Raw genomic sequence first — 15,529 nt, forward strand, 5'->3', positions numbered from 1 at the left:
CCCTTTTTTATGGTGTGAACCGGATCAGTTCACGGCGCAGATCTTCAGCATGTTGGTGCCGCCGGGTGCGCCCATGGGCTCGCCACAGGTGATGGCGTAGATCTCGCCCTTTTGCACGATGCCACGGGTCTTCAGGTGCTTTTCGGCTTCCAGCAGCGCGGTGTCGCGGTCGGCGCTGGAACCCATCAACAACGGGCGCACATTGCGGTACAGCGTCATCTTGCGCTGGGTGGTGACCTTGGGCGTCAGCGCGTAGATCGGCACATGGATCAGGTGGCGGCTCATCCACAGCGCGGTACTCCCGCTGTCGGTCATGGCCACAATCGCCTTGGCACCCAAATGGTGGGCCGTGAACAGGGCACCCATGGCGATGGACTGGTCGATGCGGGTGAAGGTCTTGCCGGTGAAGTCGGCGTCCAGCTTCACGTGCTCGCTGCCTTCGGCAGCCAGGCAAATCTTCGCCATTTCAATGACGGTTTCTAGCGGGTACTTGCCGGCGGCCGTCTCGGCGGACAGCATCACGGCATCGGTGCCGTCCAGCACGGCGTTGGCCACGTCGCTCACCTCGGCGCGCGTGGGCACGGGGTTGGTGATCATGGATTCCATCATCTGCGTGGCGGTGATGACGACCTTGTCGTGCTCGCGGGCCAGCTTGATCATGCGCTTTTGTAGCGCAGGTACGGCAGCGTTACCAACCTCTACAGCCAGGTCACCCCGGGCCACCATGATGCCGTCGGAGGCCAACAAAATTTCTTCGAGGCGGGGGATCGCTTCCGCGCGTTCGATCTTGGCGATCAGGCCGGGCTTGTGGTTGTATTCCGCAGCCGCCACGTTGCACAACTGGCGCGCCATTTCCATGTCGGTGGCGTTCTTGGGGAAGCTCACGGCCACGTAGTCGGCCTGGAAGCTCATCGCGGTGCGGATGTCTTCCATGTCCTTGCCGGTCAGGGCGGGGGCGGTGAGGCCACCACCCTGCTTGTTGATGCCCTTGTTGTTGGACAGCTCGCCACCTAGCTTCACGGTGGTGTGCACCTGCTCGCCCTTCACCGCGTCCACGGTGATCACGATCAGGCCGTCGTTGAGCAGCAGCACGTCGCCGGCCTTGACTTCGTTGGGCAGGGACTTGTAGTCCAGGCCCACAGCGTTGACATCGCCCAGCTCTGTGCGCGCAGCGTCCAGAACGAATTTCTGACCAGGCTCCAGGAACACCTTGCCTTCGGCAAACTTGCCCACGCGGATCTTGGGGCCCTGCAGGTCGGCCATGATGGCCACTTCGCGACCGGCGCGTTGGGCGGCTTCGCGCACCAGGCGGGCACGGTCGATGTGGTCTTGTGCCTTGCCATGGCTGAAGTTCAGTCGCACCACGTTGACGCCGGCACGGATCATTTGCTCCAGGATGGCGGCGTCGCTGGAGGCGGGTCCGAGGGTGGCAACGATTTTGGTAGCGCGACTGGGCATGAAACGGTCTCCTAGAGTGTGTTACCTATTTTCACACGTAAGGTCCTGTAAGAGTTACAGCGCAGGCACAAGAAAGGCAGAGCAGGGGTTAGCCCCGAGGGCGCTTGGGCGCGGTGCGTGGTTGAATGATTGCCCGCCCGACGCCTGTGCCCCATTTCCTCCATGCCCGCCCCCGCCACCCATACTGCCGCACTGCTGGACAGCACCCACGGCAAGCCCAAGCTCTTGGTGGTGGACGACCAGCCCATCAACATCCAGCTGCTGGTACAGGCGTTTGCAGAGGACTACCAGGTATTCATGGCCACGTCGGGCGAACAGGCATTGGCCGTGTGCCAGAGCAACCCGCCGGACCTGGTGCTGCTGGACGTGCTGATGCCGGGCATGGACGGCTTTGCCGTGTGCCGCCAGTTGAAGGCACAAGAGGCCACCTCTGACATCCCCATCATCTTTGTCACCGCCCGCCCCGACGCCGGCCAGGAGACACACGGCCTGAGCCTGGGCGCGGTGGACTTCATCGCCAAGCCCATCAACCCTGCCGTGGTGCGCGCCCGCGTGCACACCCACCTGACCGTCAAATTCCAGTCCGACCTGCTCAAGAAGCTGGTGCTGCTGGACGGCCTGTCGGGCGTCTTCAACCGCCGCTATTTCGACCAGCAGCTGGCCACCGAGTGGGCGCGCGCGGCACGCAGTGGCCTGTCGCTCTCACTGGTGCTGCTAGATGTGGACCACTTTGGCGCCTACAACGAACGCCACGGCCACCAGGCCGGTGATGACTGCCTGCGCCTGATCGCGGTGACGCTGAAATCGGTGCTGCGCCGCCCGGCGGATGTGGTGGCCCGCTTTGGCGGCGAGGAGTTTGCCTGTCTGCTGCCCGACACCTCGCACGAGGACGCGTTGGCCCTGGCGCAAGACATGGAGCGCCGCGTGCGCCAGCTGCAGTTGCCGCACAGCGGCCTGCCCGGTGGCGAGGTGGTGTCGGTCAGCGTGGGTCTGGGCACACGCGTGAGCCCGCACAGCGGCCAGGCCAGCGACCTGCTGGCGCTGGCAGACGCCCAACTGCAGCGCGCCAAACACAGCGGTCGCGGCCAGGTGTGCTGCGCGAGCCTGGACACCGCGCCGGCGCCGCTCACGCTCTAACCCTCCAAAAAACAAAGGCACCTTCCGGCGTTCATGCCAAAAAGTGCCTCTAGCCCCCGCAGAATTTTTGTGGGCAGCTACTAATTCAATAGCAACTTAACCCGCAGCGCGTTGGGTCAGAATCTCGAACGCGGGCAGGGTCTTGCCCTCCAGCACCTCCAGGAAGGCGCCGCCGCCTGTGCTGATGTAGCCCACCTGCTTCTCGATGCCGTACTTGGCAATCGCCGCCAAGGTGTCGCCACCGCCAGCGATGGAGAAGGCGCTGGACTCGGCAATCGCCTGGGCGATGGCCTTGGTGCCATTCTCAAACGCGGCAAATTCGAACACGCCCACGGGGCCGTTCCAGACAATGGTGCCGGCCTTTTTCAGCTGGTCAGCCAGGGCCTGGGCAGTCTGCGGGCCAATGTCCAGGATCAGGTCATCGTCGGCCACATCGGTGGCGGCCTTGATCGTGGCGGGCGCGTCGGCAGCAAAGGTCTTGGCGGTCACCACATCGGTGGGGATCGGCACCGCAGCGCCACGCGCCTTCATGGCTTCGATCACGGCCTTGGCCTGGTCCAGCAAATCGGGTTCGGCCAGGCTCTTGCCGATCTTCAGGCCCGCAGCCAGCATGAAGGTGTTGGCAATGCCGCCGCCCACGATCAGCTGGTCCACGTTCTCGGCCAGGCTCTTCAGAATGGTGAGCTTGGTGGACACCTTGGAGCCGGCGACGATGGCGACCAACGGGCGCTTGGGCGCCAACAGAGCCTTGCTGATAGCGTCCATTTCGGCCGCCAGCAGCGGGCCAGCGCAGGCGATGGGCGCGAACTGGGCGATGCCGTAGGTGGAGGCTTCGGCGCGGTGGGCGGTGCCAAAGGCGTCGTGCACAAAGATGTCGCACAGCGCGGCCATTTTCTTGGCGAGTGCTTCGTCGTTCTTCTTCTCGCCCTTGTTCACGCGGCAGTTTTCCAGCAGCACGAGTTGGCCGGGTTTCACGTCGACACCGTCCGTCCAGTTGGCGATGACAGGCACTTCGCGGCCCAGCAGCTCGCCCATGCGCTTGGCCACAGGGGCCAGCGAGTCGGCGGGCTTGAATTCGCCTTCCGTGGGGCGGCCCAGGTGGCTGGTCACCATGACGGCGGCACCGGCGTCCAGCGCCATCTGGATGGCGGGCACGCTGGCACGCACACGGGTGTCTTCAGTGATATTGCCAGCGTCGTCCTGCGGCACATTCAGGTCGGCACGGATGAACACGCGCTTGCCAGCGACTTTGCCTTGGGCAACCAGGTCAGAAAAACGGATCACTTGCATGGGGAAACCTCAGGTTCGGGGAGTTGAAAGGCGCGCACGGGTGCGGCAACTGACGGCATTGTAGAAGTGCGCCGGACGCGCCCGGACGTAACGACAACGGAACCGGAGCGGCAACTCGCCGCCGGGCCGCCCCAAGGCGAGTTAGCCCCCTCGGGGGGCAGCGACCCGCGCAGCGGCGGAGCGTGGGGGCCACATGCTTACCAGCCCAGGCCGATATGCAATGGCAGGTAGACGGCCATGCCCGAGGCAATGGTGCCCAACACCGCTTGACCGGCACCACGGCGCCAGACGAAGAATGCCAAACCGCCCAGCACCGCGTAAAGGCGCGCATCCTTGAGCGTGTGGATCAGTTGCCCCTGCGACATCACGATTTCGGGCACGATGACGGCCGACAAGGCCGCAATCGGCGCGTACTGCAGGCCACGCTGGGCCCAGGCCGGCAGCGACCAGTCTTTGTCCGTGATGAAGAAGAAGGAGCGCGCCACTACGGTCACACAGGCCAGACCGAAGGTGGTCAGCAGGGTCCAGCCATCGGTGGTGCCAACCAAGAAACTGTCCAGACTCATGCAGGCTCCCTGGGCGGTTGCGGCGTTGGGTGGTGCGGCGGATGCGAGGTATCGGGGCGCTTGTCCAGCAACAGGCACACGGCTACCGCCACGGCAATCGCCACCAGGATGTTGAGCTTGAGCGGTAGCGCAAACGCCGCCACGCCCGCCGCCCCGGCTACGCCGGCCGACACCCAGCGCAGGCGGCTGGTGGCCAGCGAGGCCATCATGCCCACCAGCGCAAGGATGCCCGCAAAGCCCAGGCCCCAGGACGTGGGTACAAAGTTAGCCAGCACCACGCCCAGCACGCTGCTGCATGTCCAGCTGAACCAGTTGATGCCGCCGTTGCCAGCCAGGTAGGCGATCTGCTCGGCGCGGCCCGCCTCATCGGTGGCGGGGTGGGCGAACTGCTTGACGAAGAGCACATAGGTCAGGTCGGCCGACAGGTAACCCGTGATGAGGCGCTGCCAGCGCGGCAGGTGCATGAGGTAGGGCCGCATGTGCGCGCTGAACACCACAAAGCGCAGGTTCACGCAAAAGCCCGTCACCAGAATGATCCACACAGGTGCGCCCGCCATGAGCAGCGGAATAGCCGCCAGCTGCGAGCTGCCCGCAAACACGGTAAGCGCCATGAACAGCGCCTCCACCGTGCTCATGCCAGACTTGACCATGGCCACGCCGGTCATCAAGCCCCAGGCGGCGATGCCGGGCGAGACGCCCAGCATGTCCTCAAAGCCGCGGCGGAACGCGGGGTGTGTGTAGTTGCTACGCAGGAAAAACATCAAGGCGCCTCAGAAGCCGGGGGCGGCTCGAAGCGCTGGCCCTCTTGCAGCGGGCAGCCGCGCAGGAACTCGGCCGCCGGCAGACGTTTGCCCCCAGGGCGTTGCAGCTCGGTCAAAATTGCTATGGAATTCATAGCTGCCACCGCAATACCTTCGGGGGCTAGCGCCACTATTTGTCCTGCATCCACACGACTGACTCCTTGCCCGACCTGCGCGCCCCAGACCTTGATGGTTTCCCCGTTCAGCACCGTGCTGGCGCCAGGAAACGGGTTGAAGGCACGCACCCGACGCACGATGGTCGCAGCATCCAGGCGCCAGTCGATCGGCGCCTCGTGCTTTTCGATCTTGTGGGCGTAGGTCACACCCGCGTCGGGCTGTTTGACCGGCTGCAGGGCACCCTGCGCGGCCAGATCCAGCGCCTGCACGATCATGGCGGCACCCAAATCGGCCACCTTGTCGTGCAGCGTGGCCGTAGTGTCGGTGTCCAGAATGGGCAGCGCCTCTTTGAGCAGCATGTCGCCCGTGTCCAGCCCCACGTCCATCTGCATGATGGTGACGCCGGTCTCGGCATCGCCGGCTTCAATCGCGCGGTGGATGGGCGCAGCACCGCGCCAACGCGGAAGCAAGGAACCGTGGATGTTGAGACAGCCGAGCTTGCCGCCGGCCGCCATGTCGTCGAGCACCCATTGCGGCAAGATCAGGCCATAAGCGGCCACCACCATCACATCGGCCTGTGCGTCGGCAATAGCCTGGCGCGCCGCAGCGGCGTCTTCAGGGTATTTCCCGTCCAGGCGCAGGCTGCGCGGCTGAGCCACAGGAATGGCATGGTCCAGCGCAAACTGTTTGACCGCAGAGGCCTGCAGCTTCATGCCGCGCCCGGCCGGGCGGTCCGGCTGGCTCATCACCAGGGCGATGGTGTGGCCGGCGGCATGCAGCCGCTCCAGCGCCACGCGGGCAAATTCCGGCGTACCGGCAAAGATGACGCGCAAGGGCCGCGCGGCCTGGCCGGATGCGGCAGCCACTTAGCGCGATTCCTCGCGCTTGGCCTTGATCATCTTGGTCTTGATGCGGTTGCGCTTGAGGGGCGACAGGTATTCCACAAACACCTTGCCCAGCAAATGGTCCATCTCGTGCTGCACACAGACGGCCAACAGGCCATCGGCCTCGATCACACGGCTGTTGCCCTTTTCGTCCAGCGCCTTCACATGTACTGCATCAAAGCGGGTCACACCGTCGTAGATGCCGGGCACCGACAGGCAACCCTCTTCATTCAGGTGGGTGGTCGGGCTCGTCCAGACCAGCTCGGGGTTGATCAGCACCATGGGCTGGTCGCGCTCTTCCGACACGTCGATGACGATCAGGCGCTCGTGCACATCGATCTGCGTGGCCGCCAGGCCGATGCCTTTGGCGTCGTACATGGTTTCCAGCATGTCCGCCGCGAGCTGCTGGATGCGCGCGTCCACCGCGGCAATGGGTTTGGCCACAGTGTGGAGTTTGGGGTCGGGGTAGCAAAGAATCGGGAGTAAAGCCATGGCAACATCTTCAAAGATGTCGCTATTTTCGCCACTTTTGGGTTCCCTCGCAGCCCCAAAGGGCTAAAAACGTTGCCGAATCAAGGGCTTGAGCGCAAAATCGCGCGTAAATTATCAAGTTCCTTCACCGATTCGCACCCTATGACGACACACCTCAAGGCGAAATCCAGCGTGGCCATCGCCGCCCTGGCTGCACTGGCCACTTTGGCCGGCAACGCGACCTGGGCCCAGAACTTCCCGATCTCGGCCGCCCAGAAGCAAACCGCCAACGATGTGGCCCAAAAAGGTGTGCCGCTGAGCGAACTGGCCGCCAATGCACCGGAGCGCTACACCGTCAAGAGTGGTGACACGCTGTGGGCGATCTCCACCCTCTACCTCAAGAGCCCCTGGCGCTGGCCCGAGCTCTGGGGCATGAACCTCACCGACATCAAAAACCCGCACCGCATCTACCCTGGCCAGGTGCTGGTGCTGGAGCGCAAAAACGGCATGGCCACGCTGCGCGTGGGCAGTTCGACCGAGGACGCTCCCACCGACACCGTGCGCGTCAGCCCCCGCACCCGCTTTGAATCGCTGGCCGACCAAGCCCTGCCCACCCTCAAGTCCCGCATCATTGAGGCCTTCCTGGCCGAACCCCTGATCGTGGACGAAGCCGGCCTGAAGGTCGCCCCACGCATTGTGTCCACCCAGGAAGGCCGCGTGCTGCTGACCCGCGGCGACCGCGCCTATGCCCGCAGCTCCAACGGCAGCCCGCTGATGGACGACCTGAGCAAGGAACAGCAGATGTTCCGTGTGTTCCGCAACGCCACGCCACTGAAAGACCCCGCCACAGGTGAAGTTCTGGGCTATGAAGCCCAGTACGTGGGCAAGGCCACGCTGGTCCGCGGAGAGAGCACGACCGAGGTGGAAGGCGAGGAAGGCAAGATGGCCAGCGCCATCGTGCCCGCCACCATCGATATCGTGGCCGCCAAGGAAGAGATGCGCGTCGGTGACCGCATGCTCCCCGAGCCGCCCCGCGAACTCACGGCCTACGTGCCCCACGCACCCAGCACACAAGTCGCGGCCCGCATCGTGTCGGTCTACGGTAGCGCCGTGGCCAATGCCGGCCAGAACCAGGTGGTAGCCATCAACCGCGGCAAGAACGACGGTATGGAGCCAGGCCATGTGTTGGCCATCCTGAAGGACGGCGCCAAGATCGTGGACAAGTCTGATCCGGCCCACCCACTGATGAAGCTGCCCGACGAGCGCAACGGCCTGCTGATGGTGTTCCGCACCTACGACCGCCTGTCCTACGCGCTGATCCTGGAAATCACGGACAGCGTGCGTGTGGGTGACCGTCTGATCAACCCCAAGTAACCCAACCCGCCCCGGTACTCCTGACTGTGGAGCCCGACGAACTCAGCGCTTGGCTGCGCCTGCAGCTCAGCCCCGGTGTGGGCAATAGCACGGCGCGCAAGCTGCTGGCGACCTTCGGGTTGCCGCAGCACGTGTTTACCCAGTCTGCCGCCGCACTGAAATCTTGTGTAGGCGCCCGGGCCGCCGGGCTGCTGCAGGAGCCGCCGGAACTGGCAGACCAACTGCACACCACCCTGGCCTGGTTGGCCGCACAACCCACGCAACGCCGCGTGCTGGCACTGGGCGACCCTAACTATCCCCAGGCCTTGCTGGACATGGAGGACCCGCCCCTGCTGCTGTACGCCATGGGCGCGTCTGGTCAGTGGGCGCAGTTGGCCCAGTGTGCTGCCGCCGGCATCGCCGTGGTCGGCAGCCGCAACCCCACCCCCCAAGGCAGGGCCAACGCACGGCAGTTTTCCGAAGCGCTGGCCCGAGCTGGCCTAACCGTGGTGTCGGGCCTGGCACTGGGCGTGGACGGTGCGGCACATGAAGGTGCGCTGGACGGCGCCCCCGAGGGGCAGCTGGCCACCATTGCCGTGGTCGGCACCGGACTGGACCGCGTCTATCCCAAAGACCACTTCGACCTGGCGCACCGCATCGCCCAGCGTGGTCTGCTGCTCAGCGAATACCCGCTGGGCACACCGCCCCTTTCGGCCAATTTCCCAAAACGCAACCGCATCATTGCGGGCCTGGCGCGCGGCACGCTGGTGGTGGAGGCCGCACTCAAATCCGGATCCCTGATCACGGCGCGCCTAGCCGTGGAACAAGGCAAAGACGTGTTCGCCATTCCGGGCTCCATCCACGCCACGCAAGCGCGTGGCTGCCATGCCTTGATCAAGCAGGGCGCAAAGCTGGTGGAGGGCGCGCAGGACATTCTGGAGGAGCTGCAGCTGCCCGACAGCACAGGATTCGCTATCAACCTGAGAGCAGCTAACCAAGAACCCACGGGGGCTAGCACTTTGAATGATGCCGAAGCTTCGGTGCTGGACGCACTGGGCTACGACCCCAGTGGCCTGGATGCCCTGCAGGCACGCACAGGCCTGGACACGGCCAGCCTGCAGGCCCTGCTCATGGGTCTGGAACTACAGGGCCAGGTAGCGCGCCTGCCGGGCGGGCGGTTCCAGCGCATGGGCCAGGCTTAGCCCCCAATCCAATCCGCCAGACCCTTCAATCCGGAGAAAAGAGGGGCAGTTTCGCCCGCTGGCGCGAAGCCGTTTTTTCTGCGCTATATTGGCTCCCATGTTTGAAGTGCTTGTCTTCGTTTACGAAAACTACTATGCCGATGAGGGCTACCCTGAACCGGCGCATCTCCAGCGCAAACTCAGCGCCGTGGGCTTTGAGGCCGACGAAATCGAGGAAGCCATGACATGGCTCAACGGGCTCAGCGCGGCCTCCCGCGGAGCCCGCCCGGTGCCGGAAACTCTGCCCACAGTTCCAGCCGATCCATGGCTGCGCCTGCCGCTGGCCTCCAGCGTGCGCATCTACCCGCCGTACGAACAAAACCACCTGGGTCCCCAGTGCCTGGGTTTCATCAGCTTTCTGGAATCCAACGGCGTGCTGCCCGCCCACATGCGCGAGGTCGTCATTGACCGCGCCATGGCCGCACCGGGCAGCCCCGTCGCCTTGGACGACCTGAAAACGATTATCTTGATGGTGTTCTGGAGTTTTGGGCTTGAACCCGATGCGCTGGTGCTCGACGAGCTGTGTGACAACCCCGGCGATCGCGTAGCCCACTAACTACGCCACCACGCTCCGCCGCTGCGCGGGTTGCAACCATCCAGGGGGTTAATTCGCCTTGGGGCGGTCCGACAGCGCGTTGGCACCGGCGCCCACACGCCGTCTATCAGGCCAGCAGGCGTTCCGGGTTGGCCTCGAGCTTGGCCAGCGCATCACGCGTGGCACGCACAGTGAGGGCCTCTTCTTCTTGCGGCAACAGCAAGCCGGCCTGCAAGTAGGCCGCCAGGCGTCCCCCCTGAATCAGGAAACTCTTGCCCGATGTGGCTGCAAACAGGTTCAGATGCTTGCGGTCGCTGCGCCAGGCGAATTGCACCTGCGTGATCTGGTTGTTGTGGTCCAGCGTGAACCACGAACCCAGTTGCAGCTCCTGCGCCCAGGCCAGCATGGCGGCTGTGGGCTTGGAGCCCCCGTTGGCCACCACCTCCAGCGCGGAGGCATCGATGCCCAGCATCATCTCGATGCTTTCGGCATCCAGCGGTAGGTCACCCATGCCGTCTTCCGACACAAAGTCTTCCAGATTGCCCAAGCGTTGCGCCATGGCATCGATTTTGGCCTGCGGAATGGCCTGGGTCTTGGACATGAAGGCGTCCGCCAGCGTATCGCTGATGCGTTTCACATGGCCTTCCTGCTCGCTGGGCGCCATGGCCAGCAGCGTCATGCCGGAGCGCAAACGCAGCAGCAGATTGGGCAGGTCTTGAATCACGCGCGCACGGTCGGCGCGGTTGGGCTTGGCGCTGGCAGCCCAGATCAGGTCGGTGGCTGACTTCTTGAGCACCAAGGTGTCTGCATGCTGCGGCCCCTTGCGTACGGCGGCCACGGCCAGCACCTCGGCCCAAACCTTGAAGAGGAAGTCCCGGATCTCGTCGCGCACGGGCATGTCTTTCAACATGTTGCGCATCTCGATGGTGTACTGGATGGCAAGCGTCTCTTTCTGCTCGACCTGCTGCGCCACGCTCACCACTTTCTGGGTCGGGCCCTTTTCGGTGAGGAACTTGGAGAGGAATTTCTGGAACTCCTCAAACACAATTTGGTACACCTTTTTGCCGGTCTCTGGGTACTGCTCGATGACCTGCACGATGCGCTTGATCTCGCTCTCCATGGCCTTGCCCTGCACGCCTGCAGCGTCAAAGCCCATGACCACGGAACCCATGCGGTCGATCAGCTGGCGCGCCGGGTGATCGGCCGTGCCAAAGAAATCGGGGTCTTCCAGCGCCACGCGCAGCACCGGCATTTGCAGGCGCGCGAACCACACGCGGATGCCCGGAGGAATGCGCTCCTCGGCCAAAATGGCCTGGAACATCAAGGCGACGATCTCGATCGTGGCTTTCTCGCCCTTGGTCTCGGCCTTTTTCTTGAGTTCAGCCGACTTCTCGCGCAGGTCGCCTGCCACACGGGCCACGCCGGCCGGGCTGTAGTCTTCGTACAGCGTTCCGCCTGCGGCATACACCATGCCGCCAGCACCATCCATGCGTGGTGCCATGGCTGCAGCCAACGCCGGCGAGGGCGTGTGGTGGGCTGTGCCGACAAAGTCACCGCCGCCATGGCTGACAAACAGCCTGCGAATCTGGCCAATCACCCCTTGGGCCCGGCTGCGCGCGCGCGCAATCGGTGTATTCGTGGTGAGCATGCGGGTCTCTTCCGACGTGCCATAGGCTTGGCCAGGCATGCTGTTGGAGCCGGACGATTGGCGCCAAAACGGAGTGGGGGTAGAGGGCGTGACGCTCTGCGGACCACTGCCTGCCACCTGTGCCGGTCCTGCAGATGCAGCATTGCCACCGCCACCCCAGCCCAAGCGCCCACCAAAGAATCCACCACCGGAACGTGGCGCCCCACCCGCAGCCCCTGGTCCAGAAGCCTCAGGCCCTGAGTGGCCTGCGTATCCCTGCCCACCACCATAGCCTGGCGCAGCGCCATTGCCTGCTTGCATGGCACCACCACCGCCCACAGGACCACCATCCAGACCTGCATGACCGGTGGGCGCATAGGCCTGCTGGTACCCGCCTCCGCCCTGAGGCGCGCCACCGTAACCACCTACATCGCCATAGCCGCTGGGACCCATTTCACCAGGCTGAGGGGCCTGCGGCTGGGCACCCGCTGCCGGGGGACGGGGGCGATTGGCTCCCATTTGGCGCACGGGCGCCTTGACACGGTCTTTCAGCTCAATGGTGGGCATCACGCCCTTGCTGATCAGTACGTCGTTAGCGTTCTTGTAGGCGATCACCAGCCGCTCGATCAGCAGCTTCTGAACCACATCGTTCACCATGGGCCAGGACTCACCCGGCATACCCGATTGGGCCCATTGCTCCACCATCAGGAGCACCAGCACCTCGGGACGCAACAGGTCGTTACCTTCCAGGTCGTCGGTCCCCTCGAGATATTTGATGCGCACCCGCAGGTCGTCCAGCTGGGGCAGCACTTTTTCATTGACGGCCAGCACCAAGCGCGACGCAAGGATCTTGTTCTCCACCACCTCGGTCCCCACCAGCTCCAGCCCCGCAGTTTCCAGCGAGGCCGCCTTCTTCTGTTTGGGCGGATCCAGGCACTCGCGCCAAGCCTTCATGGTCGCGTCCAGCCATAGGGGGCGGCAGCGCTTGTAGGCCATCCAGGTGTCTCGGCGGGTCTGGGACTCGCGGGCATTGGCCAGCTCGTCCATCAGCGTCGTCAGCCGCTCCTGCACCGCACCGGTGATTTCCAGCGCGGCTTTACCGGCTTCCGCCAAAAAACGTTCGCGCACTGCGCGGGCGAGTTGCAATCGGGGAGAGAGCACGGGTCCGGTTGCCATGGCTTGTTATCGCTTAAACAGTCGCGCCTGCATTGGGGTCGTTGGGATCGATCTCCTTCTTGGGACCACCCTTGACCAAATCTTCGCGCTGGATGCCCAGCCACATGGCAATGGCCGCGGCCACGAAGACTGAGGAGTAAATACCAAACAAAATCCCGATGGTCAACGCCAGCGCAAAGTAATGCAGCGTGGCACCACCGAACAGCAGCATGGACAGCACCATCATCTGGGTCGCACCGTGGGTAATGATGGTGCGGCTGATGGTGGAGGTGATCGCGTTGTCGATGATCTCTTCGGTGTTCATCTTGCGATAACGGCGGAAGTTCTCGCGAATACGGTCAAAGATCACCACTGACTCGTTCACCGAGTAGCCCAGCACCGCCAGCACCGCAGCCAGCACGGGCAGGGAGAATTCCCACTGGAAGAAGGCGAAAAAGCCCAGGATGATGACCACATCGTGCAGGTTGGCGATGATGGCGGCCACGGCAAACTTCCACTCAAAGCGCACCGCCAGATAGATCATGATGCCGGCCACCACAAAGGCCAGGGCCTTGAGGCCATCGGCCGCCAATTCATCCCCCACCTGGGGTCCGACAAATTCGGTGCGGCGAAGGGTGGCCGACGGATCGCTGGCCTTGAGCGCTTCCAGCACCTTATCGCTTTGCTGGCTGGAGGTGCTGCCCTTTTGCACCGGCATCCGGATCAGCACGTCCTGGGCGGTGCCAAAGTTCTGCACCTGCACATCGTTGATGCCCAGCTTGTCCACGGCGCTACGAATCGCGTTGAGGTCGGCGGGCTGTGAGTAGCTCACCTCCATGAGGGTGCCGCCGGTGAATTCCACCGACAGGTGCAGGTGGCGCGTGAAGAGGAAGAAGACCGCTGCCACAAAAGTGATCAGCGAGACCAGATTGAATACCAAGGCATTCCGCATGAACGGAATGTCACGGCGAATTTTGAAGAATTCCATGCCCGTTTCCCTTTAGTTGGTCGTCACCTGACTGCCGGAATCAGGCCGCCACACCGTGCCAATCGACACAGTCTTGAGCTTCTTTTGCCTACCGTACCACAAATTCACCACGCCCCGGGAGAAGAAGACCCCGGAGAACATGCTGGTCAAAATGCCCAGGCAGTGCACCACGGCGAAGCCGCGCACCGGGCCAGAACCGAAGGCCAGCAAGGCCAGGCCGGCGATCAGCGTGGTGACGTTGGAGTCGATGATGGTGGCCCAGGCGCGGTCGTAACCGGCGTGAATGGCCGCCTGCGGCGAGGCGCCGTTGCGCAGCTCTTCGCGCACGCGCTCGTTGATCAGCACGTTGGCGTCAATCGCCATCCCCAGCACCAAGGCCATGGCGGCCATGCCGGGCAATGTCAACGTAGCCTGCAACATGGACAGCACGGCGACCAAGAGCAAGAGGTTGAATGCCAGTGCAATGCTGGAGATCACGCCAAACAGCATGTAGTAAACACACATGAAAACAGCCACAGCCAGGAAACCCCAAGTCACGCTGTGGAAGCCTTTGGAGATATTTTCCGCGCCCAGGCTGGGGCCGATGGTGCGTTCTTCGATGATTTCCATGGGCGCCGCCAGGGAACCAGCGCGCAGCAGCAGCGCCGTATCGGCCGCCTCCACCGTGGTCATGCGACCAGAAATTTGCACACGGCCACCACCGATTTCGGAGCGGATCACGGGAGCCGTCACCACTTCACCCTTGCCTTTTTCAAACAAAAGAATGGCCATGCGCTTGCCGATGTTCTCCCGCGTCACATCGCGGAAGATGCGTGAGCCCTTCGCGTCCAGCGACAGGTTGACCGTGGGTTCATGGCTCTGGCTGTCAAAACCGGGCTGGGCGTCGGTCAAGTTTTCGCCGGTCAGGATGACCTGTTTCTTCACAACCACGCCCTGGCCGTTGCGCTCCAGGTAACGTTCGGAACCAAAGGGCACAGGGCCGGCGCCGGACTCAGCAGCACGCGCCTCAGTACCTTCGTCCACCATGCGGATTTCCAGTGTGGCGGTGCGGCCCAGGATGTCCTTGGCTTTGGCCGTGTCCTGCACGCCGGGCAGCTGCACCACAATGCGGTCCAGACCTTGCTGCTGGATCACGGGTTCGGCCACGCCGAGTTCGTTAATCCGGTTGTGCAGCGTCGTGATGTTCTGCTTGAGCGCCTGGGTCTGCACATTGCGCGCAGCCACAGGCTTGATGGAGGCCACCATCTTCACATCGGTACCGTCTGCGGTTTGCACGGTATCGAGTTCGGCAAACTGATCTTGGATGACGCGCCTGGCTTCTTCGGCCGTCGCTGCATCGCGGAACCGGATTTCAATGGTCTGGCCGTTGCGGGTGATGCCGCTGTGGCGCACATTTTTCTCGCGCAGGCTGGTACGGATATCGCCGGCCAGCGACTCGGCCTTCTTGGTCAGCGCGGCCTGCATGTCCACCTGCAGCATGAAGTGCACGCCACCGCGCAAGTCCAGCCCCAGGTACATGGGCGATGCGCGCAGCGAGGTCAACCAGGCGGGCGAGCGGGACAGCAGGTTCAACGCCACCACATAGGCGGGGTCTGCCGCATCAGGATTCAGCGCCTTCTGCAGCGCGTCCTTGGCCTTGAGCTGGGCATCGGTATCGGCAAAACGGGCCTTGATGGAGGCACCGTCCAGGCTCAACGCCTCAGGCGCTAGGCCCGCGGTCTTCAAAACCTCTTCCACCTTGGCCAGGGCCACGGTGTCCAGCTTGAGGCTGGACTTGGCCACCGACACCTGCACCGCAGGGGCTTCACCAAACACATTGGGCAGGGCGTACAGGCCCCCCACCACGAGCGCGATCAGGATGATCGCGTACTTCCACACCGGGTAACGGTTCATGATCGCGCGTCGCT

At 63.8% G+C, this 15,529-nt stretch carries 13 protein-coding genes; 4 read left to right on the forward strand and 9 right to left on the reverse strand.

Annotated features, from left to right (window positions below):
• Positions 1-24: 24 nt before the first annotated feature.
• Complete coding sequence (gene pyk, locus AC07OE_RS14960) at positions 25-1,458, reverse strand: pyruvate kinase (RefSeq protein WP_495071372.1); 1,434 nt, start codon at positions 1,456-1,458, stop codon at positions 25-27.
• A gap of 162 nt (positions 1,459-1,620) precedes the next feature.
• Here pyk and AC07OE_RS14965 point away from each other — a divergent pair, with 162 nt between their 5' ends.
• The gene (locus AC07OE_RS14965; RefSeq protein WP_495071373.1) at positions 1,621-2,595 is read left to right on the forward strand and encodes a response regulator; all 975 of its coding nucleotides are present in this window, start codon (positions 1,621-1,623) and stop codon (positions 2,593-2,595) included.
• Between the two features lie 96 nt (positions 2,596-2,691).
• Here AC07OE_RS14965 and AC07OE_RS14970 read toward each other — a convergent pair whose 3' ends face one another.
• The 5 genes from AC07OE_RS14970 to def all read right to left on the reverse strand — a co-directional run bounded on the left by AC07OE_RS14970 (position 2,692) and on the right by def (position 6,744).
• On the reverse strand, positions 2,692-3,885 hold the full coding sequence (locus AC07OE_RS14970) for a phosphoglycerate kinase (protein WP_495071374.1): 1,194 nt from the start codon (positions 3,883-3,885) through the stop codon (positions 2,692-2,694).
• A 197-nt stretch (positions 3,886-4,082) separates the two neighbouring features.
• On the reverse strand, positions 4,083-4,451 hold the full coding sequence (locus tag AC07OE_RS14975) for an AzlD domain-containing protein (protein ID WP_495071375.1): 369 nt from the start codon (positions 4,449-4,451) through the stop codon (positions 4,083-4,085).
• Complete coding sequence (locus tag AC07OE_RS14980) at positions 4,448-5,212, reverse strand: AzlC family ABC transporter permease (RefSeq protein WP_495071376.1); 765 nt, start codon at positions 5,210-5,212, stop codon at positions 4,448-4,450. Before AC07OE_RS14980 ends, AC07OE_RS14975 begins: the two co-directional genes overlap by 4 nt.
• Entirely contained in the window at positions 5,212-6,201 is a 990-nt protein-coding gene (fmt, locus tag AC07OE_RS14985; RefSeq protein ID WP_495071595.1) for a methionyl-tRNA formyltransferase, read from the reverse strand. The genes AC07OE_RS14980 and fmt overlap by 1 nt, the downstream gene beginning before the upstream one ends.
• 33 nt (positions 6,202-6,234) lie before the next feature.
• On the reverse strand, positions 6,235-6,744 hold the full coding sequence (gene def, locus AC07OE_RS14990) for a peptide deformylase (RefSeq protein WP_495071377.1): 510 nt from the start codon (positions 6,742-6,744) through the stop codon (positions 6,235-6,237).
• Between the two features lie 141 nt (positions 6,745-6,885).
• On the opposite strand from def, the gene AC07OE_RS14995 reads away from it, so the two are divergent.
• The 3 genes from AC07OE_RS14995 (at position 6,886) to AC07OE_RS15005 (ending at position 9,873) form a co-directional block, all read left to right on the forward strand.
• Entirely contained in the window at positions 6,886-8,097 is a 1,212-nt protein-coding gene (locus tag AC07OE_RS14995; RefSeq protein WP_495071378.1) for a LysM peptidoglycan-binding domain-containing protein, read from the forward strand.
• Between the two features lie 26 nt (positions 8,098-8,123).
• A complete protein-coding gene (gene dprA, locus AC07OE_RS15000) occupies positions 8,124-9,278 on the forward strand; it encodes a DNA-processing protein DprA (RefSeq protein ID WP_495071379.1) in 1,155 nt (384 codons plus the stop codon).
• Positions 9,279-9,375: 97 nt separating this feature from the next.
• Positions 9,376-9,873, forward strand: coding sequence for a Smg family protein (locus AC07OE_RS15005; RefSeq protein ID WP_495071380.1), 498 nt, complete (start codon positions 9,376-9,378; stop codon positions 9,871-9,873).
• Positions 9,874-9,979: 106 nt separating this feature from the next.
• Here the strand turns inward: AC07OE_RS15005 and AC07OE_RS15010 are convergent, their stop codons facing one another.
• The 3 genes from AC07OE_RS15010 to secD are packed head-to-tail and all read right to left on the reverse strand — an operon-like array spanning position 9,980 to position 15,515.
• A complete protein-coding gene (locus AC07OE_RS15010; protein ID WP_495071381.1) occupies positions 9,980-12,655 on the reverse strand; it encodes a DUF1631 family protein in 2,676 nt (891 codons plus the stop codon).
• Between the two features lie 13 nt (positions 12,656-12,668).
• Positions 12,669-13,622 carry a protein translocase subunit SecF gene (gene secF / locus AC07OE_RS15015; protein WP_495071382.1) on the reverse strand — a complete coding sequence of 318 codons (954 nt, stop codon included), beginning with the start codon at positions 13,620-13,622 and terminating at the stop codon, positions 12,669-12,671.
• Positions 13,623-13,634: 12 nt separating this feature from the next.
• Positions 13,635-15,515: a protein translocase subunit SecD gene (gene secD / locus AC07OE_RS15020; RefSeq protein WP_495071383.1), complete on the reverse strand. Its 1,881-nt coding sequence runs from the start codon at positions 15,513-15,515 to the stop codon at positions 13,635-13,637.
• Between the last annotated feature and the right edge of the window lie 14 nt (positions 15,516-15,529).

This window comes from Rhodoferax sp. GW821-FHT09E07 (assembly GCF_059416145.1).

Excerpts from the sequence above, each read along its gene's own strand:
- AC07OE_RS14970 (WP_495071374.1), bottom strand. The coding sequence starts at position 3,885 with ATGCAAGTGATCCGTTTTTCTGACCTGGTTGCCCAAGGCAAAGTCGCT.
- AC07OE_RS14995 (WP_495071378.1), top strand. The coding sequence starts at position 6,886 with ATGACGACACACCTCAAGGCGAAATCCAGCGTGGCCATCGCCGCCCTG.
- AC07OE_RS14980 (WP_495071376.1), bottom strand. The coding sequence starts at position 5,212 with ATGTTTTTCCTGCGTAGCAACTACACACACCCCGCGTTCCGCCGCGGC.
- AC07OE_RS15010 (WP_495071381.1), bottom strand. The coding sequence starts at position 12,655 with ATGGCAACCGGACCCGTGCTCTCTCCCCGATTGCAACTCGCCCGCGCA.
- pyk (WP_495071372.1), bottom strand. The coding sequence starts at position 1,458 with ATGCCCAGTCGCGCTACCAAAATCGTTGCCACCCTCGGACCCGCCTCC.
- secD (WP_495071383.1), bottom strand. The coding sequence starts at position 15,515 with ATGAACCGTTACCCGGTGTGGAAGTACGCGATCATCCTGATCGCGCTC.
- secF (WP_495071382.1), bottom strand. The coding sequence starts at position 13,622 with ATGGAATTCTTCAAAATTCGCCGTGACATTCCGTTCATGCGGAATGCC.
- AC07OE_RS15005 (WP_495071380.1), top strand. The coding sequence starts at position 9,376 with ATGTTTGAAGTGCTTGTCTTCGTTTACGAAAACTACTATGCCGATGAG.
- AC07OE_RS14965 (WP_495071373.1), top strand. The coding sequence starts at position 1,621 with ATGCCCGCCCCCGCCACCCATACTGCCGCACTGCTGGACAGCACCCAC.
- def (WP_495071377.1), bottom strand. The coding sequence starts at position 6,744 with ATGGCTTTACTCCCGATTCTTTGCTACCCCGACCCCAAACTCCACACT.
- AC07OE_RS14975 (WP_495071375.1), bottom strand. The coding sequence starts at position 4,451 with ATGAGTCTGGACAGTTTCTTGGTTGGCACCACCGATGGCTGGACCCTG.